General features: G+C 46.6%; 17 protein-coding genes. 5 read left to right on the top strand and 12 right to left on the bottom strand.

The window, feature by feature from the left end; genetic code table 11:
• Positions 1-146: 146 nt before the first annotated feature.
• Entirely contained in the window at positions 147-1,100 is a 954-nt protein-coding gene (locus tag ON05_RS01360) for an ABC transporter ATP-binding protein (RefSeq protein WP_010473033.1), read from the top strand.
• Complete coding sequence (locus tag ON05_RS01365) at positions 1,101-2,789, top strand: hypothetical protein (protein ID WP_010473035.1); 1,689 nt, start codon at positions 1,101-1,103, stop codon at positions 2,787-2,789. It abuts the gene before it with no gap.
• Between the two features lie 33 nt (positions 2,790-2,822).
• Here the strand turns inward: ON05_RS01365 and ON05_RS01370 are convergent, their stop codons facing one another.
• Genes ON05_RS01370 through ON05_RS01380 form a run of 3 tightly spaced genes read right to left on the bottom strand, consistent with a single transcriptional unit; the run spans position 2,823 to position 4,760 of the window.
• On the bottom strand, positions 2,823-3,770 hold the full coding sequence (locus ON05_RS01370; protein ID WP_010473037.1) for a DNA polymerase III subunit delta': 948 nt from the start codon (positions 3,768-3,770) through the stop codon (positions 2,823-2,825).
• A complete protein-coding gene (gene tmk / locus ON05_RS01375; protein WP_010473039.1) occupies positions 3,770-4,465 on the bottom strand; it encodes a dTMP kinase in 696 nt (231 codons plus the stop codon). The genes ON05_RS01370 and tmk overlap by 1 nt, the downstream gene beginning before the upstream one ends.
• 49 nt (positions 4,466-4,514) lie before the next feature.
• A complete protein-coding gene (locus ON05_RS01380; RefSeq protein WP_010473041.1) occupies positions 4,515-4,760 on the bottom strand; it encodes a hypothetical protein in 246 nt (81 codons plus the stop codon).
• A gap of 665 nt (positions 4,761-5,425) precedes the next feature.
• On the opposite strand from ON05_RS01380, the gene ON05_RS01385 reads away from it, so the two are divergent.
• Both ON05_RS01385 and ON05_RS01390 read left to right on the top strand, forming a co-directional pair.
• A complete protein-coding gene (locus ON05_RS01385) occupies positions 5,426-5,707 on the top strand; it encodes a hypothetical protein (protein WP_010473043.1) in 282 nt (93 codons plus the stop codon).
• On the top strand, positions 5,708-6,412 hold the full coding sequence (locus tag ON05_RS01390) for a triacylglycerol lipase (protein WP_010473045.1): 705 nt from the start codon (positions 5,708-5,710) through the stop codon (positions 6,410-6,412). It abuts the gene before it with no gap.
• Positions 6,413-6,560: 148 nt separating this feature from the next.
• On the opposite strand, the gene psbD is transcribed toward ON05_RS01390, so the two are convergent.
• Positions 6,561-7,616 (bottom strand): photosystem II D2 protein (photosystem q(a) protein), encoded by a 1,056-nt coding sequence (gene psbD, locus ON05_RS01395; protein WP_010473047.1) that lies wholly within the window; start codon positions 7,614-7,616, stop codon positions 6,561-6,563.
• Between the two features lie 720 nt (positions 7,617-8,336).
• Here psbD and ON05_RS01400 point away from each other — a divergent pair.
• Positions 8,337-10,451, top strand: a complete 2,115-nt coding sequence (locus tag ON05_RS01400; protein ID WP_010473051.1) for a protelomerase family protein — start codon at positions 8,337-8,339, stop codon at positions 10,449-10,451.
• A gap of 39 nt (positions 10,452-10,490) precedes the next feature.
• Here ON05_RS01400 and ON05_RS01405 read toward each other — a convergent pair whose 3' ends face one another.
• The 8 genes from ON05_RS01405 to ON05_RS01440 all read right to left on the bottom strand — a co-directional run bounded on the left by ON05_RS01405 (position 10,491) and on the right by ON05_RS01440 (position 21,967).
• Positions 10,491-12,914 carry a sucrose synthase gene (locus ON05_RS01405; protein ID WP_010473054.1) on the bottom strand — a complete coding sequence of 808 codons (2,424 nt, stop codon included), beginning with the start codon at positions 12,912-12,914 and terminating at the stop codon, positions 10,491-10,493.
• A gap of 157 nt (positions 12,915-13,071) precedes the next feature.
• The gene (locus ON05_RS01410) at positions 13,072-13,425 is read right to left on the bottom strand and encodes a DUF1257 domain-containing protein (RefSeq protein ID WP_010473055.1); all 354 of its coding nucleotides are present in this window, start codon (positions 13,423-13,425) and stop codon (positions 13,072-13,074) included.
• Between the two features lie 126 nt (positions 13,426-13,551).
• Positions 13,552-15,054, bottom strand: a complete 1,503-nt coding sequence (locus ON05_RS01415; protein ID WP_010473056.1) for an AAA family ATPase — start codon at positions 15,052-15,054, stop codon at positions 13,552-13,554.
• 78 nt (positions 15,055-15,132) lie between these two features.
• Positions 15,133-15,459 (bottom strand): hypothetical protein, encoded by a 327-nt coding sequence (locus tag ON05_RS01420; protein ID WP_010473057.1) that lies wholly within the window; start codon positions 15,457-15,459, stop codon positions 15,133-15,135.
• 119 nt (positions 15,460-15,578) lie between these two features.
• Entirely contained in the window at positions 15,579-16,277 is a 699-nt protein-coding gene (gene surE / locus ON05_RS01425) for a 5'/3'-nucleotidase SurE (protein WP_010473058.1), read from the bottom strand.
• Positions 16,278-16,337: 60 nt separating this feature from the next.
• Complete coding sequence (locus ON05_RS01430; protein ID WP_010473059.1) at positions 16,338-17,222, bottom strand: sensor domain-containing diguanylate cyclase; 885 nt, start codon at positions 17,220-17,222, stop codon at positions 16,338-16,340.
• Between the two features lie 273 nt (positions 17,223-17,495).
• Positions 17,496-19,214, bottom strand: coding sequence for a gamma-glutamyltransferase (ggt, locus tag ON05_RS01435; protein ID WP_010473060.1), 1,719 nt, complete (start codon positions 19,212-19,214; stop codon positions 17,496-17,498).
• Positions 19,215-19,339: 125 nt separating this feature from the next.
• Positions 19,340-21,967, bottom strand: a complete 2,628-nt coding sequence (locus tag ON05_RS01440; protein ID WP_010473061.1) for an NACHT domain-containing protein — start codon at positions 21,965-21,967, stop codon at positions 19,340-19,342.
• Between the last annotated feature and the right edge of the window lie 214 nt (positions 21,968-22,181).

Genomic DNA, 22,181 nt, shown 5'->3' on the forward strand with positions numbered 1-22,181 from the left:
GGGGACTATTAATCGTGATCTTTCTGTATCCATATCCATGGAACATTTTCAGCAGGGATCATCCTCACACTGCTTGAGTACCTGGATCACAAATTATTCTGCTCAGGATGATTAAGATCACCCTACGGAATGGTTTGAGATCAATTATGTCCGCTGAAATAGCAGTACGCACCCAGGGATTGACGAAGCGATTTGGTCGTCACGTTGCCGTCAACGACTTAGATTTAGAAATTAACTTAGGGGAAGTTTTTGGGCTTATTGGTCCTAATGGTGCCGGTAAGACCACCATGATTCGGATGTTGGCGACGGCAGAACAGCCCACCCTTGGCCATATCTATATTCGGGGCCAGTTGTTAGAGCGCAATCAAACCAATGCCCATCTCAAGCGCCTGATCGGTTATCTCCCCGATGATTTTCCCCTCTACGAAGATCTGACGGTGTGGGAATATCTCAATTACTTTGCTCGTTTGTATGAGTTACGCCAGCCTCGCCGCCGTCAACGCCTATTTGATGTTTTGGAGCTGGTGCAGTTGACCCACAAGCGACGGAGTTCCGTTGCCAGTCTATCGCGGGGCATGAAGCAGCGACTGGGACTCGCTCGGACAATTATCCATGAACCTGTTTTGCTGCTGTTAGACGAACCCGTCTCTGGCTTAGATCCCCTTGCTAGAGTTCAGTTTCGGGAATTGATTAATGTGCTGCGAGAAGCAGGGATGACTATCATTATTTCCTCCCATATCCTTAGCGACCTCGCCGAACTTTGCACCTCAGTTGGGATTATGGAATTGGGCTATCTGGTGGAAAAGACTTCACTCCAGCAGCTTTACCAAGCCTTAAGCCAAAAGCAAATTCAGATTGCTACCCTAGGTGACTTGCAGCCTGTGGAACAACTGTTGGGGCAATGCCCTCATATAGACAGTTGGCGTGTGGATTCAGCGACCCAACAAATCAAAGCCCAATTTCAAGGGAATCAAGCAGATGCTGCTGCCTTATTGCGATCGCTTCTGGCGGCCGATATTCCCATCTATAACTTTCAGTGCATTCAAGAAGATTTAGAAACCATCTTTCTCGACAAACTAGACCATAAGCAGGTGTCATAAATGGGCAAGGCTCAATTTTCCCTTGTAAATAGAGGGATCGAAACCCTGGGCGACTGGAACCCTCAGTTGATGCGGGAGATCCAAGGCCGATTGAAATTACGCAGTGTGCTTTTGACAGTATTTTTGTCTTTGATTGCTCAAGGACTGTTTCTATTCTGGCAATATCGGACGTTAGATTATCGGTGGGGGAATTGCCAAACAGCTGAATATCGAAAAACAGGCTTGGACTGTTTCCAAGTCAGCAAAGAACAATATCTGTTAGTGAACTGGCAAGGGTGGTGGCTGCAGGTCTTTTCCTGGAGCTGTATATTTTTGATGTTTGGCCTGATTGTAGGCGGTACCTTTTTGCTAATTAGTGATCTTTCGAAAGAAGATCGCCAGGGAACCCTGACATTTATTAGTCTTAGCCCCCAAACGGCCCGCACCATCCTGCTGGGTAAGATGTTGGGTGCTCCCTTCCTAATTTATTTGGCTGTTCTGCTTGCTTTACCGCTCCATTATCTGACGGGTTTAGCCGCAGAAATTCCGGCTACCAGAATATTCGGTTTCGATGTTTTGCTGTTGGCTAGCTGTTGTTTCTACTACAGTCTGGCTTTATTGCTGGGGCTGGTTAGCAACTGGCTTAATGGCTTTCAAGCTTGGATCAGTAGTGCAGGGATTTTGTTGCTCCTACTTTTACTGACTCAAAACTCGATGACCTACAGTTCGGTTGACTGGCTATATACCCTATCGCCATCAGCACTTTTCCCTTTCATTTATGAGGATATCTTTCCCTCCTTAGTGGGTGCAGACATCCCTTTCAATTCCCGAGGAATATCAGGCTTTCAATGGTTTCACATGCCGATTGGTAATCACGGTACCTGGGTATGGTTATTTGGACTAACTCATTTTGGATTATGGACTTGGTGGTTATGGCGTCCTCTACAGCGTCGCTTCCGCAACCCTACAATTTCCCTCCTTAGCAAAAAGCAAAGCTATTGGGCAACCGCCTGCTTCTTTGCCTGCTTTTTGGGATTTTCATTCACGTCCAAAAGCACCTCTCCATCTAATATGACTTCAGTGGTTCTCCTCACCCATTTATTGTGGTTTCTGTTGATGATTGTATTGCTACTACCACACCACCAGGATCTAGAGGATTGGGCTCGGTTTCGGGGGAATTATCCTTCTACAAAGGGTAAAATACAGCGCTTTAGAGATTTATTGTGGGCCGATAACAGTCCGACTTGGATTGCGATCACAATCAATCTAGGCATTGCCGATCTTCCGATTATGCTTTGGCTGCTGTTCTTACCGGAAGATGACTCTGGAGTTGGCCTTGCCGCACTCTTGTTCAATTCCACCTTGATCTTGATTTTCACTCTATTCAATCAGGTTATGTTGTTGCGGCCTATTTCCAATCGCAACTTGTGGGTAATGGCAACGTTATTGGGACCCACCATTCTTCCAACTTTTATACTCGCTATATTGGGCGTTGAACATGGACAAGCCTGGGGCGGTTTGATTTTATTAACCCCTTTCGCCATAGCTGGTATCGAAAAAATTCCAACCTTCAGTATTCTGCTAATGTTTGGAATTCACGTGGGTTTGGTCGCAGGTCTAAGCTGGTTGCAGAACCGCAAGCTGACCCAACTGGGGGAGTCAACGTCCCATCAACTCCTTCGAGGCGATGCCTATGTTGAACAAGGCTAATAGGTCAATGTTCATCTCTTACTGGCTTGGAAGTTAATTGCCCGTCTTAGTTTGTAAATCTTGTTGCTCGGCCAAAGCTAATAAGGTGACCTCCCACACTAATCGGGGTTGGGCATACTGACGCAGTTGATCCTTCGCTTTCTCAAACTGACGGAGCAAGACAGAATTGCCATAGGTGCGCCAATAGAGCTGCTGATAGTAGTCTAGGAGCCACAGCTGAGAAGGGAGATCCAGGGCTTGATCAATTTTTTGAGCCAACTCAAGACAGGCAAGGGGCGTATTTAGATCATCCAAATTGGCCTGCAAGAGATCAGGCGAAATGGAGTCTTGTTGCTGCCAATGTGCGATCGCACATCCAGGACTCCCCTGAGCCATCTCGATTAATTGAGGGTGCGCCAAAACTTCTCCATATCCCGCCTGTTCCAACACCTGAGCCATTTGAGCAGCGTTCAGTCGACTAAATGGGATACGCTGACATCGCGATACCAACGTCGGTATCAAAGCGTCAATATTGGGTGCCAGTAAAATTAACGTGGCATTTCCAGGCTCTTCTAAACTTTTGAGGAGCGCATTGGCGGCAGCTTCATTCATGGTTTCCGCCCCCTCGATCACCACAGCCAATCGGGATGCCTCCAAGGGGGATTGGCTGAGGAACTGGGTCATATCTCGAATTTGGGCCAAGCGGATTTGGGGATGGCTTCTCGGCAGAGCAATCTCCTGCTCCTGCATTTGAGCCACCGTCATCAGTTTGTTCTTATGTTTATAGGTCGGGGCAATCCATAGGCTATCGGGATGGTTTCTAAGACTACGCTGCTCAGTTTGCCCTAGATTTAGAAGCTGCGAGAGAAACTTTTCAGCAACCCGACTTCGCCCAATTCCTTCAGGGCCAGCAAAGAGATAGGCAGGAGCGATGCGTTGGGTTGAGATGGCCCGCTGCAAATACTCAATCGCTGCCGATTGACCAATAATCCCCTTAAACATTAGGGATACCATTCCTGAAGTCGTGATTCTAGAATGCTTTGAATCTGCTGGGCTACTACATCATCCGATTGATAAGCATCTATGCGAACAATCCGCTCTGGATATTGACGAGCTAAATCTGCGAACCCTTGCCGTAACCTCTGATGAAAGGCAATTTCGTTGGCCTCCATGCGATCGGTCTCAATCTCTGGATCCTGCTCCCGATCGTGGGTCCGGGCCAGGCCAAATTCAGGATCGATATCTAACCAGAAGGTGAGGTCACTGGCTAATCCTTGGGTCGCGATCTGATTGAGCTGATGGATTAAGGTTAGGTCTAACTCCCGACCATATCCCTGATAAGCGATAGTGGAATCCGTATAGCGATCGCATAAAACTAAAGACCCCTGCTGTAGATGTGGTAGCAGGCAACTCGAAACATGTTGAGCCCGATCGGCAGCAAACAGCAATAACTCCGCCCGTTCATCGATCGATTCATTCCCCGTTGCAGTCACATCCAACAACAACTTACGAATGCTTTTTCCTAAAGCCGTTCCACCGGGTTCTCGGGTTGTCAGGACTGAGGGATAATCACCCTGTATATATCCCTTAATTCGGCTTATCCAGCCGCTCCCTGTCAACCATTCAAATACCAAGTTGAGTTGAGTGGTTTTACCCGCTCCTTCGCCACCTTCAAAAACAATAAATTTGCCAAGCATGAATCAGCCATGAAAGTCATGCTCTCTATCTTGCCCTGTAAGTAGACGTTTAATCATCCAATTCTGGGCGACGATGCTGAAAATAGAGCTGACGAGTTAGGTCTTGTCTCGCTTGATAATACTCTGGGGAACGAGCGATTCTGCTACCACTCTGTTCTCCGATACAGGCATCTAGCTCATCATTGAGTTTATCTATCAGACTTAAGGCCACTTCATCTTCTAAATAGGTTTGCAAATACAGCACAGCAATGATGTTGTTAATATCTCGATTGGTCAAATTGACCCTGCAATCCATGTAGCCTCTCCTACGATGCGGTTAATTCCCCCCACACCATTAGGTCAACACTCAAATTTGAAAAGACATGGAAATCCCAGTCAATCCTCATTCCAGACTGAAAAACAATCAGAGAATGACCTATGTATCCGTTGAAGTTTGTATTGAGTGACAGCAGCCTACGCCTCTCTAAGGTTAGCTATGATTAATGGCTAAATATAGAGATAATTGACGATAAGATGCATTTCCCCGCGACAGCTCAAAACAATGGATAAATATATTCGTTCATCCAAGATAGCTCATTAAATCTCTACCGTCACTATTTAATAAATGGAAGATGCAGTGATGTCTCGTACCATCGCTAGCACAGTCTTCTTCCGTTCATTGAAGGGTTAACCCTAGGAGATTGAGTGGGACAGTATGCACCCGCAGGTTATTACCGAATTCGGATAAACAACTCTTAGGGTGGACACTCGTTTAATAATTTTTTAAATGGAATGTTTTAAAGACCGTTTTTAAAGAACGGTGTTGGGCATGGGACAAGGAATGGCATTTGATTGGCTCAATCTCCAGAAACCAAGGCTTCTCGATTTTGTCGGTTGCCTAGCTTGCTGAATGAAGAGCAAGAACATCGATCACATCTAAGAGTGTCACAATAAGTGAGTACACTCAACTCGAACGCCCCAATGGCCATCAATAAAGCCCAAATACGGCGGCTACATGCTCGAATTGCACCGATATGGTTTTTGCCGCTTATCCTGACCTCCCTTTCAGGCTCCCTTTATCAAGTCGCCAGTCTTATGAAAGCCAATAGTGATTTCTTCTGGCTGCTTGACATCCATAAAGGTAACTTTGGTCCCCTCAAGCTAGAAGTCATTTATCCTTTTATCAATTCCTTTGCCCTGCTGATGCTGGCGATAACTGGCATTACGATGTGGCTGCAAACTCCTCGCAGAAAACGTTCATAGATGCTACCTACTGTCATATTGCCGGGGTATCTGGCTCCGGCGAAAGACTATCTAGACCTCCAACAACAACTGAATGCCTTAGGCATAGAAACGACCATCGTTCCCCTCCAGCGTAAAGACTGGTTTGTCACCCTAGGGGGACGTCCCATTACCCCTATTCTCGAACAGCTCGATCACACCGTTCAGCAGGTTTTAGAACGCACCCAAGCCCCTCAAGTCAACATTGTCGGCCATTCTGCTGGTGGATGGATCTCCCGGATTTATATGGGGGCAGAGCCCTACTGTGATCAGATTTGGCAAGCTCAGCCCAAAATTCACACGTTGGTTAGCCTAGGGACCCCCCACACCAGTAAAGAAGCATGGACCCAGCGCAATCTCAATTTCGTCAACGATAATTATCCCGGAGCGTTCCATCCTGAAGTCAAATATGTATGTGTTGCCGGGAAAGCCCTCTATGGACAGCGCAGTTGGCGATTGGGACAGTGGTTTACCTACAGCAGTTATAAGGTCACTTGTGGTGAAGGCGAATGCTGGGGCGATGGTGTTACTCCGGTAAAGTCTGCCCATCTGTCTGGTGCGCTCAATCTCACCATTGATCAGGTTTGGCATTCCCCCCATCCCACCCAAGCCGTTCCTAAAAATACGGATTATCTGTGGTATGGCTCCCCAGCAGTGATTAAACAGTGGAGCACTTATTTGGCATAACGGGTAGCTGAGGGATTCCTCCTGCCCAGGCTGTCATTAAGAAATCTGGGGTCTTCCCTCAGCCAATCTGTCAATATCCTAGATCTTCCAAAAGAAAAGAGGTAAGTTTTTACGTCTTACCTCTTTTGTAGATAGCAGCTTTTTGCCGTTACAACGCATTTCCTCTAGGTAGCACCTCTTCAGGGAAGACAAAATTCTCGTGAATTTGATCCTGAGGAGCCATCCATGCTCTGAGTCCCTCATTGAGTAGGATGTTTTTGGTATAGAACGTTTCATATTCTGGATCTTCTGCTGCACGGATCTCTTGGCTGACAAAATCATAGGCTCGCATGTTGAGGGCAATGCCGACTAGCCCAATCGCCGAAGCCCACAACCCAGTCACGGGAACAAATAACATAAAGAAGTGCAGCCAGCGCTTGTTCGAAAAGGCTATTCCAAAGATCTGAGACCAGAAGCGATTGGCTGTCACCATCGAATAAGTTTCTTCTGACTGGGTGGGGCTAAAACCACTAAAGGTGTTGGCATCTTTAGTGTCCTCAAATAAGGTGTTTTCTACCGTTGCTCCATGGATGGCACAGAGCAGTGCCCCACCTAAGATACCCGCCACCCCCATCATATGAAAGGGATTGAGGGTCAGGTTATGAAACCCTTGAACAAATAGTAAAAAGCGGAAAATACTGGCTACCCCCCAACTGGGAGCAAAGAACCAACTGGATTGCCCTAAGGGATACATTAAAAAAACAGAAACAAAAACAGCGATGGGACCACTAAAAGCAACTGCGTTATAAGGTCGCACATTTACTAGCCGAGCAATTTCAAATTGACGCAGCATAAAACCAATCAGACCAAAGGCACCATGTAAAGTCACAAAGTTCCACATGCCCCCAAGTTGGCACCATCGAGTAAAATCTCCTCTAGCCTCTGGCCCCCACAGCAAGAGTAAGGAATGTCCCATACTATCCGCAGGGGTAGAGACGGCTGCAGTTAGAAAATTGCACCCTTCGAGATAAGAACTCGCGAGGCCGTGGGTATACCACGAGGTGACAAAAGTCGTTCCCGTAAACCATCCGCCAATGGACAAGAACGCACAGGGAAAGAGTAATAACCCTGACCAGCCTATAAAGACAAAGCGATCGCGTTTCAACCAATCGTCGAGGACATCGAACCAGCCTCGCTCTCGGACGCGTCCAAGTGCAATTGTCATAGAATAACCTCCAGACAAGTGTTAGTAATTCTGATTTGTAGATGTAGTTTTTAATTCAGTTCCTAACTGCATGAACAGCCCACAAGGAATCACCACGGATGAAGGTCCGGTGTTGTGCTGTGTCTCTCAGTGTGGCTGTAGGCGAATTCAGAACATTCCACCCATCTCTTACGGATTGCTGCTTCAGCAATCAGATAGGTTAACGGAATGATCTGCCAGTGAAGCTATATCTGACAAAAAACAGAAGGCTGAGTACTTAAAATGCGTCCCTAAAATTTCGCAAAAAGACTTAGCTAGTAAAACTCAATCTTTTAGGGCTACGCAAATGGTGCTTTGACAACGTCACAGGCCGATAAAATATTCGTTGTTTAGGGTGCTTTTTGGATGCCTGATAAGTGTCTGATAGCTGAGAAGGGACTTCTATCCAGCAATGAGGACAAAACCAGCTCACTCTCTCAAAGCGGATTTGTCGTAGCAATGGATTCGAGCAGCAAGGACAGTCAGTCATAAGCTTTATAGAAACGATTGCCGGGGAAAATGATTCTGTTCGGTATTAACCTTAGTTTGCAATCATGAGGAAGTTGTGAGGATAGACTTAAAACTATCCAGTTGAGCCGAAAGGGAAGCGTCACTATCCCTCTCTTTGCAAAGGTTTTATACCTTATGGAAGATGGGCCAATAGGTATGTAATAATCATCGCAATCTGAAACCTTCAAGTCTATGCGTCGCTGGCTAAAAAAACTATACGACCACCCATTTTTGCCTGCGGTAGCTTCTCTGGGAAATACCCCACAAGATCGGCAGGTTGCTGAGCAATGGTCAACCTGGATGAAACAGCAGTGGTATGACCATGGCCTCAAGGAGCTGAAGCAGCAGCGCAATTTAATGACTGAGGTACGACAGGCGTTGAAGAAGCAGTTGGGTGAGGAACATGTGGTCGTAGAGACCATGAATTTTTCACGGGATGAGTGGATTCAAGTTAATTTGTCGATTAATGATCGAGTCGCAGCCCGTAATGAACAGCAAGGGCTGATAGAGCAACCCGATGCCATTGTTGATCGCGCCAAGATGCTCCTGGATAGCCGAGACTGGTCAGAGGTTGCCGCTGGGTTAGCAGTGGTCACTGGACGTCGCTGTACAGAGCTATTGCAAACGGCTGAATTTATTTATTCCTCTCCCTATAGTGTCTGGTTTACTGGGGCCTTGAAGCGTCGGAAAGAAGCGATGGAGCTGCGCTTTGAAATTCCCACCCTTGCCCCAGCCAAACATGCGATCGCAGCCCTAGATCTGCTCAGACAACAAGTCAATACCGTGGGATTGGATCTGGAAACCATTAATCGGAAATACAGTCCTCCCGTGGCTAAAGCATGCGATCTCTATTTTGCTGAACTAATTCCCCAGCGAGCTGGGCGTGGCAATCTCTATACTCATTTATTTCGGACGATCTATGCTCGGATCGCTACCCATTGGTATGCGCCACCCACCGTGGCGGATGTTGAATATATGGCAGCGATCCAAGGCCATTTTTTAATCCAGAATGAGCAAGATACGGCACTCCGCCGGTCCCTTGCCTCCACTCGACACTACAATGACTACAAAATTGGGGACGGCCAGGGAAATATAGATGGTCGCCAAGGGATACGACTACGGGATCCAGGGGTGCAGGTCCTGCAAGTGTTCCAAAGTGCTGCCCCTCAACTTGAACCAGAAACCCTCACTGAATGGGAAGAACAACCAATGATCCGACCTGTTAAACGCCAACGCCAACGCCCCAAGCGGGAAATTTCAACCCTAAGACTTTACCAAGATGAACGGGATCGTTGGATCCAGGTACTCGACCAGTTTGAACCTCGTGGCACCCAACAAGAAAAGATGTCCGTTCTGCTGGAATGGCTGGAGCAATCCTTAAAAGACGGTACCTCAAACAAGGAGTCTGCGGATGATTTAGAGCAGCTAGCTTACCTATTTATTGAGCCACTACAGCCCCTTAGAGACCCAGAAGCCATCCGAACCCTATGTCAGCAGGAAATTGCTGATTTGGAACAGGATTACTATCCAGAAGATTACTTGCCGCTGTATAAACAGGCGATCGCAGAAGCCATTCGCTCGGGACAGCTGCCTTTAATAGACGGAAAAACAGCAGAACGAACCAGCTATACCAAAGAAGGTGTCAACTACGAGCAACGCACCCATTATGCTCTGTTATTTCTAGATGATTTGGATCATGAACTGGAAGCTTCTCAATCGGATCCGTCGCAGCGAGTTACACCTATTAAATCGGACATTACACCTAAAATTGATTCAACGCTTGATCAAACAACCCCACCATCCGCAACCGATCAAAAGTTAGATACCCTGACCACGGTGCTGACCCAGCTTATCCAAGTGATGCAGGGGGAGCAGGCCGCTCCACACCCCACTCCAGAGCTGGAAACTGCCCAGAATGAAAACGCCCAAAATAATGGTCATGCCCATCCGGCTGAATCTCCTGAACTTTCTACTGCAGATCCAGACCCTTCTTCTCCTAAAAAGAGAGGAAGGCGGGCAGGGAAGACGTCTGCCGCTGCAGAGGCCAAAATCTCCCAGGCCATTAATGCAATCATGGACTACAACAATGTTCCCACCCGGACTTTTGATGAAAAATGGATGATTAGCTCATCGATTCTCAAACGGCTCACCAAGTCCTACCAAGGCGTGATTCAGCGGGTCCTAGATGCTCGCAAAGATGAAATTCAACTTCACCATCAGGCCCATGGATTGAAAGGTCGTCATAATACTCGTCACGGTCGAGCTGGGGTCACCATTGATCAAGTGATTCAACTGGACTTTGATTAAGTGTTTGACAATGGCAGATGGAGAAATTCTACCCTTTGTTCAGGAATCCATATGTTTAGCCAAGAGTTTTTTCGCCATGGGTTTGTATAGCAGGTAGAAGATGGTCTCGATATACCGGAGCATATCTTCCCTTTTTTCCTTAGAAGTGTAGTTCCAAAAACCATATATTTTAGCGAGGGAAAGTAATCGACTGGTGTGAATTTTCCAAGTGTAGGTAGTGTAGACCCGCTCTATCGCTTGTTCTGAAATTTGTTGCCAATAGTCTGGATTGGTTGAGCATTCTTTGGCAAACTCTAGCAATTTAGTCGCAATTTCTTCATTATGGGTTGGGTTGATATAAAAGCCATCAATGCCATCTCGAATGATTTCTAGTGGTCCCCCAAACCGAGTTGCAAAGGTGGGAAGCCCAGAAATCATGGCTTCTAAAACCGTTAACCCAAAGGCTTCAAAGAGGGCGGGTTGAACAAAAATACCTTTGTGATCGGCAACCACTCGATAGATTTCCCCCGAGTCTTGCTTGGGAAAACGAACCCCTAACCACCGGATTTTGCCGTGCAGGTTGTATTGATCAATAATTCGGTATAGTCGCTCAATTTCGTTAATTTCTTCATGATCCACAGAATCACTGGTTCTCAGCTTGCCAGCTACCAGAATGAGATTGTAGTGGTCCTGGAGTTGGGGATGTTGGCCGAAGCATTCTGCCAAACCCGTTAAATTTTTAATCCGATCCAAACGAGCCATAGAAAACAGTGGCGGTTTTTCTGGATCCTCTAAATGGCCAAAGACGTGTTCAGGGTCTTCGAGGGTAAACAATAACTCTTCCAGTCGGTCTATATCCCCTGGTGTTCTCTCCTGGTGCCGGGTGAAGGGAAAATAGACACTTTCGTTGACGCCAGGTGGGACAACATTAAATTTAGGGCTGAACAATTCGGCTCCATAAACAACATGGTAAAGATCGGGCATTGTAAAGGAACGATAGCTTTCATACTGACCAATGGTATCGGGGCGACCCGCGATTTCTTGATAGGTACTAGTGACAATAAAATTCGCCGCATTCATGGCAATTAAATCGGCGGTAAACTGCATGGAGAAGTGATACTGCTCCTCTAAATCCTGCCAATACAGATTACTGAACAGATACTTCGACTTTTCCAGAGCATGGGCAACGTTGCACTGGGTTACTCCTAACCGACGGGAGAGGAGAAAGGCGACTAAGTTACCGTCTGTATAGTTGCCCACGATCAAATCCGGTAAGCCCCGAAACTCCGCCAGTAGTTCCCGCTCAGCATCGATGGCATAGGTTTCTAAGTAAGGCCAAATTTCAAACCGGGAAATCCAGTTTTGGGTGTATTTGGGATTCAGCTCTCGGAAGGGAACGCGCAAAATCCATACGTTGTCGGTGGCATGAACTTTTTCTAGCCGCTGATTGCAGAGGGTTCCTTCACTATTGGGAATCAATCGAGACAAAATAATAAGCTTTGGCTGCACTTCTAAGGTATCTAGCCCTGCGAACTGAAGATCTTCTTGCAGCTGCTTCTCTAGGCTTTTTGCTTGATCAAGGACATAAACGACCTGCCCGCCAGTATCGGGTCTGCCCAAAACCCCTTCTTGACCAAAGTAGCCATGAATCGAAACCAGCACGATCTTAAAGATCATGGGGATGCGAGAGATAAAGGCTTCCAATACCTGATCGTCAGGAGAATCGATTAGCTCATCCAGCATTTCTAAAGTTTCTAGAACTCTGGCAGCGGTATTCCCCCAACCTGGTTCAAAACCCAGCTCTTGGAAGTTAAACCTAAATTCAGGATAGGGCTGTTCTGGGGGGAGCCCCCCCACTAAGCTAATGGCTTGCTTCACGCACTCAGATAGCTGTTCAGGGTTTTGGATCCTTTGATTAATTAGGAGTTGAGTGCCGTTATAGGAATGAAGTTTGAGGAATGAAAAGAGAGAGAAGAGCCATTGTTGAGAGCCCTCAAACATCTTGCTCGATAAGTATCGGTTGAGATATTGAACGCCTCGACCAATATTCTTTGGATCTCGGATGACGGGAGAATAGTCGTAGAAAGGACGGAAATCAATTTCGAGGATGTCGCCCTCTTGAGGATGATAGTGTCCTACAAATCGATCGCGCAGGTCCAGTAGCTCATCAATCTGGATTCGCTCATAGACTAATTCTCGAGGATCTAAGCGATAAGCTTCTTCAGATGCGATTTTGGGACGAATAATTAGATAGAGGTTCTCATCCTCGACAAGGATTTCTTGGGTGTAGTAAATCAGCTTCTGCAAACGGGATGAGAGTTGAAATGCAGGAGTCTTCCCATATTTCTCGCAGAAGGTGTCAAATACGCTCAGAATGTCATTGCGGAGTAAATAGCGCTCGGATTGATTGTGGACTTCACTAGCAAACTGTCGCAAATCCGTTTTTTCATCACTATTTAAGACCGATTGAATAAACTGAGACATAAAAGTGCTCCGGACATGGGACCTAGGAATATATTAAGTCTGATAGCAACAGACGTATCAATAGTGCTGTGAGGGGTTACGAATGTTAAACATTCTAGGCATAAAAAAAGCTGACCCTAAGGTCAGCCAATAGGATATTTGGGAACGCGCAGAGAAATTAGCGATGGAGAACCAACTTGACGTTGGCATTTTGGAGTTCAGGTCGCTTAATTTCTGACAATGTTTTGTTGACGGCGTACTTTTGATTAATGGAGTTAATGAGTTCAGTCTGATTATGCTTTTTGGCAACGCCCCATAGATCAGCAATCAGATCAAAGGAGCCATCAGTATTATGGGACCAACCCAAATCATATTCACCGTCTAAAACTGCAACGATATCTGCCCGAACACGCTGGCCGTTATAGCCCCGCACGTCGGCATTTGTCTTAACTTCAATACCGAGATCCTTCAGGGAAGACTTAAGAATTTCAGCTTCCGTGATCTTGGTGCGGAGAGTGCTAAAGTGTGACATTGGATGTTCCTCCAGGAATTGAGATAACAACGTTTGGTTGGGATAAACCGCAACGCTGACGGAATTGCGGTTGGATGAACTAGCGTATAGCTAGCGGTTCCTCCTGCTGGGAACAGGAGAAAGCTTTTAGAACTCAAGTCGCTGATATTCTGCGACTGAGGCTGCTGCAGGGCGGGCTCTTTGGCGAGCCCAGTCCCGTAAGGCCATTACCTGCTCGGTCATTGTCTTGGAGAGGGGTAAGGTGGAGCGGCTGGCGGCAATAATATCGAGTTGCGTGAATTCACGATTTTGGGCAAAGGCTTCGTACATGGCGGCGATGACGACCTGTTCAATTTCAGCCCCCGAAAAGCCTTCGCAAACGTTTGCGAGTTCAGCGAGGTTAAATCGGGAAATATCTCGACGGCGCTGGGAGAGATGGATATTGAAAATTTGCTGACGCTCTTGGGGGTTGGGCAGATCGACAAAGAAAATTTCGTCAAATCGGCCTTTGCGTAGAAATTCTCCAGGTAAGCGCTCAACCCGATTAGCGGTAGCCATAACAAAGACGGGAGAAGTCTTTTCCTGCATCCAGGTTAAGAAAGACCCGAAAATCCGACTGGAGGTGCCACCATCTGAATCTGCTGATCCGGCACCACCGGCAAATGCCTTGTCCATTTCATCAATAAATAAGATGGCTGGAGAAATAGACTCAGCGGTTTTAAGAGCGCTTCGTAAATTGGCTTCTGAACGTCCTACGGTGGAACCGTCATAGACACGTCCCATATCCAAACGGAGGAGAGGTAAACCCCATAACCGTGAAGTGGTTTTGGCGATCAGGGATTTCCCACATCCTGGAACCCCCAAAATTAACATGCCTTTGGGTTGGGGTAAGCCATATTCCCGTGCCCGTTCGGTAAAGGCTTCCGATCGCTGGGTTAGCCAATGCTTCAATTCTTCTAAACCACCAACAGCATCAATGGTGTGATCACTTTCGATGTAGTCTAAAATTCCATTGCGGCGAATAAGCTGCTTCTTCTCGGAAAGAACAACTTCAACTTCGGCTTCTGTGAGTTGACCCGCCGTTACTTTGGCTTTACGATAAACTTTTTCAGCTTCATCTTTGGTCAACCCGAGGGCGGCTTTAAGCAGTTTTTCCCGTGCTGGAGTGCCTAGGGACCGCCCAGTAAACTGCAACTGCTGATCTAGAACGTCTTGGAGTTCAGCAAGGTTAGGGAAGGGATAGTCGAGAACGACCATTTCCGTCTCCAGCTCATGGGGAACCTGATGGACGGGAGACATCAAGATGATGGTTTTGCGGGTGTTTTTAAAGCTTGCGATCGCATCTCGTAACCACCGCATCACTTCGGCATTATCCAGAAACGGATGCAGATCCTTAAAAATAAAGATGGCGTCTTGACGTTCCCCGATTGCTGATTGAATCGCCATCTGGGGAGAAACAGTACTATGTTGGGTGGAACTGCGGGGCTGTCCATGCTCAACGGTTCCCCGAGTCAACGTCCAAACAAAAACCTTTCGTTCCTGCCTTTGAGCAATGGCAGCAATCGCTTCCTCTGCCCGTTCTTCCTCGGGGGTAACGAGGTAGATCAAAGGATATTGAGCTTGAATAAGAATACTTAGCTCTTCTTTCATGACCTTTGTCTCCCAATGCAGGGTTGACTACAGAGGATGCATGAAGTTGGACAGACAGCTAAAGCATGGGCCGAAAAATCAGACGCCCGCTCCCACGAGTTCTTCAGCTGCAGGTTGAACCTTCAGTCCATCATCACTTAACATGGCAGGCTGCTCTTTCATTGAAACCAACTCACCCGCACGCAAAACGACAGTCGTCGTACATTCGGGACAGGCATAAACTTGATGGGTCGCCCCATAAGCAGATGCTTCTGTTTGCTCCACCACCTCAGGATGACCCAGGTAGAAATCAATGGCCCGTTCAGCAATGGCTGACATGGGCTCTGCATCGACGGCAGCTCGAATTTTGAGTTGACGATGCAGGTCGGGTGGCAGGTAAAGAGTAACCTTTTGTTTATCTTGCATATGGCTTAGTAAATGGATACCCGGGTATTAAGGAACAGCTTAAAGATTAGACACATTGCTGTCAAGCTGTCAAACCGTTATGACGTCAATTTCTTAATATAAGTACATAAAAAATGAGATCAGACTTGAATCTGAGTGACGGCAATATTGCCCTGAAAACAAATGTCCACATCACTACCCGGTTCGCGATCGCGACCATGGTAATTGCCTTCATACACTAAACCTGCTTCCGCTTGGCGATAGGCAACGGGTAAAGGTTGTCTGGACAGTGGACATTGAATAATTTCAGGATCGGGGGCCTCTGGAGGTAGATGGGGGAAGTTTACATTCCAGAATGTTTGTGAAGGTAGGGGCTGGTCCTGTAAGTGCTGGATGACCCGTTTGGCCCAGCGAGTTGAGCGGGACCAGTCGATGGGGCGGTCTCGGCGATGATATTGAGAAAGGGCTATACCGGGAATGCGATGCAACGCAGCTTCTCGGACGGCGGCAACCGTTCCCGAAACATAGATATCAGAGCCTAAGTTACCGCCCATATTGATGCCGGAAAAAACCCAAGTCAGTGTGGGACAGAGATGCTGGAGGGCGACGCGCACGCAATCGACTGGCGTTCCGCCAATCCCATAGCTGGCGAGCAGGTTAGACTCCACCGGTAGGGTTCGCTGGTCAATGGTAATGGGGCCTGAAGTGGTCACTTGATGTCCACAGCCGGAATGGTGGGTTTGGGGGGCTATTAACAAAGCGGGCTGTTCAATCGCTTGTGCTAATGCTGCAATGCCTGGGGCATCAATGCCGTCATCATTGGTAAGAATCCAAGTCATGCCAAAAGGCACATCATAGTATTTCCTCAGACGATGTGGGAAAGTCCGAGACGATAGAGATTAAAGATTGGCGTGGTGGGTTGAGCAATTGCGGCCGGATTGTTTGGAATGGTATAAGGCCCGATCGGCTTCATTGATGAGTTCTTTTGCAGTTTTGTAGGTAGAGTCTTGATTTGCGATCGCAGTTGCAACTCCCACACTGATCGTAATTTCTTGAATGGGCCAGCCATAATTATCCACCGCCTGCCGTAACGACTCGGCTACAGTAAATGAACCCTGCTGGTCACTGTCTGGCAAACACACCACAAATTCTTCCCCACCATAGCGACCAGCCAAGTCACTTCTGCGTAAGTTGGTTTTGAGGATACCTGAAATTAAGACAAGGGCTTGGTCCCCAGCTGAGTGACCATAGGAATCATTAAAGGTTTTGAAGTAATCTACATCCAGCAATAGGATTGACAAAGGGCGTTGAGTGCGGGCCGCAAAAGACTGATATTGCTGGAGTTGAGTTAAAAACCCCCTCCGATTCATCAACTCCGTTAAAGAATCGGTATAGGCCAGTTCGGTGAGTCGAAAATTCTCTTGCAGAATCCCCTCTTGAAATCGTTTGAGGGCCTCACTCTCTCGGGCAATACCCAAGATAGAGTTTGAGCTGGAGTCAAAGCTAAAGGACCAAGTTAAATAGGCCTGATTCCCGTCTGCTTTGCAGTGTAAGGTTTCAAAGTTAGGAATACTTTGGTTGATTGTCGATTGGAGCACCTGCTGAGTTTGCTGTATCCATTCAGCATGGACAAAATCAAGAAATGATCGCCCGTGGACTCGGCTCGTATCCCAGCCAAATAGCTGAGTAAATGAGGTGTTCACTCGGTGAATGGTGTAATTGGGCTTCAATATGCAGATAATCTCTGGGCAAATATTGAAGAGTTGGTCCAGATTCGGTTCCAAGGTAAGTTTCGACTGAAGAGGGACTTGTTGTTCGGCTAAGTGATTAATCTTGATATTCCTGAATAAACGGTTTTTTAGGGCCGAATTACGAGATCAATATAGTATCAGTGACTCTTTTGGCTAGCGACGGAAGTGACTTAAATAGAGAAATGCTATAGATTCTATTCTGTCTTAAGATACCCGAAAAGAACTGGCTCGATACCTGAGAACTTTTGATGTGTTGAGAGTAAAATTGAGCCGTATTTGCATCTATTTTTTTAGACACTCGCTGAGTTAATACCCTAACGCAGTCCCTTCGCCTCGGGGGTCAGCTGCACCAAACAATTTATCTTGGGGCGTCACTTCAATTAAGTTGGCATTGCCCCATTGAGTTCTCATCTGAATGTCATGTCCGCGCTGTTTTAGTGCTTCCACAGTGGTTGGGGGAAATTTCACCCGTTCTTCAATGCGTAAGGGCAGGGGCCGCCACTGGTGGTGAACTTTAGGGGCATGAATGGCGGTGGCGACGTCCTGTTCAAACACCAACACATTCATCACTAACTGCAATACGGTGGTGATAATCGTGCTGCCCCCAGCGGCACCCACGACAAGTCTTAATTTTCCTGCCTCGGTGACAATGGTTGGCGTCATGCTGGAGAGGGGCTTTTTGGCGGGTGCGATCGCATTTTGAGTATTGCCAACTAATCCAAAGGCATTGGGAATCCCCGGTGCAGTCGCAAAGTCATCCATCTCATTATTGAGAAGGATGCCAGTTCCGGGGACGACGACCCCGGCCCCAAAGCCTAAATTGAGGGTAAATGTGAGGCTAACGGCATTGCGATCGCGATCCACTACATTTAAGTGACTGGTATCATTCGATTCTTTTTGTAGCCACTTCAAGGTTCGAGCATCCATGGCCTTGACCTGGTCTGCTGGACGAGCTTGATTGGGATCAATCTCCTGAAAGCGACGTTGGGCATATTGGGGACTGATCAGTTCCTGGACGGGAACCTCAACAAAATCAGTATCCCCAAGATATTCGGCACGATCGGCGTAGGCAATTTTCATCGCCTCTACCAGGGCATGTAAATAGTCGGGATGATCGGACTTGGCTGGAAATGGCTGGCCGAGGGTAAGTAGATTGAGGATTTGGTTGAGATGAACTCCCCCCGAAGAAGGCGGAGGCATGGAGCAGACCTGCATTTGTTGGAACTCGCCACATAGGGGCTCTCGCCAAGTAGGGGCATAGGTCCTTAAATCCCAAAGGGAAACAAGGCCATCGTTATTGCGCATATCCTTGGCAATGGCTAGGGCAATAGAGCCAGAGTAAAAGTCTTGCGGATCCTGAGCGAGGCGTTTTAGGGTTTTAGCTAAGTCGGTTTGGATCAGGCGACTGCCCACCGCCAAGGGTTGCCCCTTAGTCAGAAAAATCTCCCGAGCAGCGGGATTTGCTGCCAGGGCCTTTTGACGCAGGCGGATGATACGGTGGGTGCGATCGCTGACCACAAATCCCTCTTCAGCCAGTTTGATCGCAGGATTCAGTAACCTTTTCCAAGGCAATCGACCATGTTTTTGGTGAATAGCTTGCAACCCCGCAATAGTACCCGGTACGGCGACGGCTCGATGGCCGTCAATACTCGCTCGGGGAATCACCTGCCCCTCTGCATCAAGGTAGAGTCGAGAATCTGCTTTGAAGGGAGCCCGCTCGCGAAAATCCAGAGCGATCATCTGATCGGTCTCCTCCAGTCGCAGAAGCAAGAATCCCCCTCCTCCAATCCCTGCTGAGAAGGGTTCCGCTACTGAGATGGCCATCGCTGTGGCCACGGCAGCATCCACCGCATTACCCCCTTGTTTGAGGATCTCTAAGCCAACCCTCGTTGCATCGGGATGAGTAGAGGTGACGAGGCCAGTTCGGCCTTGAACGAGAGGTGGAGCGGCTATACCAGGTCCCACTAAGGTGCCGATTGTCAAACATATACTAGAGCAAGCAGCCCAAAATTTTAGTAGCACCATAGTTGTTTATTGATAGCCGAACGAGGAGACTTTATAAATGCAAAATCCAATCAGCAATCAGCTTAGCGTGGAATAGGGGGACTAATTGGGCTCACTGCAATCAATTTTGAGCTTTCTACCCGCCCTTATGCATCAGCAACTAATATTTGGGATTCAATATTGTCCCAAACTGATTGTGAGTATGATAATGCAGACTTCTGACAGTGAATGATAACAATCATGGCTTTGAGATAATGATTGAGGGAATCCAATTCTTCCAAGGAAAAGCTGACCAAATCGAACTTGACTTTAAACGCATTAATCCAGATCTGCTGGGCTCGCTTAGCGAACACTAAATTCTCCTCAAAAGGCGCTGAGCCACTGGGGATATCACCTTTTAGTGATTCAAGATCGTTCACTAATTTATTGAAGTCGACAGAGTTGAATATTTTCGCTTCTTTGAACTTTTTGGCGCTAATGATTGAAATTTTAATAGCACGTAAAAATGCATTTTTATGGGTGCTTTCTATGCCGCAATACATCACTGTATCGGTTGTTCTATTGCGATCTAAAGCCAGAGTTAGTAGTCGTTTGTGTGTTAGGGTGCCTGTAAGCTCACGAGCTAAATCATAGGTATAGTACAGTTTCTGTTTGAGATTGGCATCCTCTGGATTTGCGAAACGGGTAATAGCATAGAGAGGATGTACACCAGGGAAAAAGAGTCCAATCGCAGTCGCTCTTTTGGCTGCTACCTTGAAATCACCTTCCGTATTTTGAGTCATTAGATCCGCACATCGCAGTAACTTCTGGAGTGCTGAAGAATTTTCCACATAGCTACGGGCATGCTTTGCCATGATTTGTAAAATTCTGTCTGCCTTACTCATACCTGATAGCAATAAGAAAATTTCTTGCCACCGATCATCTGTTAGATATTCTCCAATCAACTCCTGTAAAAGTGAGTCATCATGTTTAGACTGAGCAAAAATGTACTGAGCAGCTAGAAATTCTTGTATGGTTAAGTGTGAGAAGGAGTACACCGCCTCGACCCGCTCAACCAATAGTCCATGCTGTAATTCAATTGATTTCAAGACTTTTTTGCCATCAATTAACGCAACATCCGGCAGCATTTCACTCAATAGATCTTCAAGCTGCTGGGTTAGAGTTCGTCTTGTGATAAATAGTTCATCTCTTTGAAAGGCATCAAACGCAATTTTTGAAAGAATAATCTCTTTGCGTTTGATGGCCAGTCCTTTATAAATACTTTCTCTGGGCACATCTTTTTCAGCATCCCACTCTTCTAAAAGCACCCACAGAGACTTTTCATACAAGGTTGCTCTATGTTTCGGGAACTGTCCTTCCTTTTGGAAAACAAGACAAAGCATGGTGAGCAGCAATGGTGTTCGAGTCAGCTCTTTGGCGGCCGTATTACTGTCAGTATTCAGTTGCTCCCAACATTTTCGACCCTGTTGGGGTTGCTGATGAAACCATTTTTCTATAAATTGCCTAATCTGATGGTCATCAAATTCAGCAATGACAACATCTGTAAAGTTGCGGAGATTATATTTATAGGCCGCAGGTCTACAGGTAATGATGAACCGATTTTGGTGAAATCGATTGGCAAAATCTTGGATTTTTGATATTGCCTCGCTCATTTGTTCTATCGGTACTTCATCTAGCCCATCTAGCAATAACAGCAAATTCCCTTGAACCAGAGCCTTCTCCAAAAAATGCTGAGGTTTAGGAAATCCACAAATTTTGAATTCTTCAATAATTGCGGATTCCAGATCAACTTCTGTAAAACTAAATTTTTTAAGCTCAATAAAGACGGGAATGCAGTTATGCTGATAGCCACCTTGATCCCTATGATTTAGAGTTTCTAGGCCTATTTTCCGTAAGAAGGTGGATTTGCCTGTACCAGGACCGCCTAATACCATTAGATATTGATATGTATTGGCTATCTCTAAGCCAGACTGTCGTTTAGCCCGCTTTTCTTCTCGCAAAAAAACTTTTCGCTGCCGGTAGTTCTCTTCCAGCCAATTAATGGACTCAGAGCTAAGGACGGAATCTTCGTTGAGTAAGTGCATCGTGGTATAGAGGGAGTCCAGCTGGGCTGGCCCTCTCATCCCCAATACCTTCAAAATGCCATGACGTTCCGAATACCGTTTTAAATACTCTTCCGTAGAAAAATAGCATTGCTGATGGCTATGGGGACCAGATTGATAGTTGAGTGAAGCGTTTAGTGTTCTATTTCTTTCGGCAACGCTATAAGTAACCCCTTGTAAAGTGGGAATTGATTGGCTTGTGTTATAACCATAGTCAGTGACTTGTTTAGATTTAGAGGGTCTAAGACGCTCCCATTCGTCGTGAAACTTTCCTAAATTCTCTGCAGTACTGTACCGATTAAACCAAAGCTTAATTGTAAAATTCCACTTGTGCGATCCTCTTGGCTGAGACCGATTATCTACAAGGATATTTAGGAACTTTTCTAATAATTTGAGTGAATTTTTGACTTGATTGTTATTAAGGTGACCATGATAGGTATCAGCTTGGGTTAGGGCCACTAAAGCCTGAACCGTTGTCTCGACCACTAGTTGATAGTCTGTCTGCCAATTGACCCTGATTTTTGATCGGAGTTGCTCACTAATTTCGAATTCATCATTGGCATAGGCAATTAATCCTTCAAGCAGACGCTTTGTCCTTCGTCTAGGGACTGGACCATAGGTTAAGTGATTTCTCCCATTCTCATGATCGGGATATTGGCCAGAGTCAAACATGGGCCGAGGTCGAATGTATTACAGGATATGTACAGTAGATACAACATGCAAACCTAATCATAGATCTAGATGCTGTCGGTTCTGGTTATTACACCGAGAATAAAGTTAATAGCAATTGATAGGTTGGGCAACTGTTCTTAACTCTAGAATCTTTTATTGGTATAGCTTCTTGCGATTATAAAGTACCTGTTGCTTGTTGTTACTAGCATCAAGT

The organism is Acaryochloris sp. CCMEE 5410, from assembly GCF_000238775.2.
In the GTDB taxonomy this organism is placed as follows: domain Bacteria; phylum Cyanobacteriota; class Cyanobacteriia; order Thermosynechococcales; family Thermosynechococcaceae; genus Acaryochloris.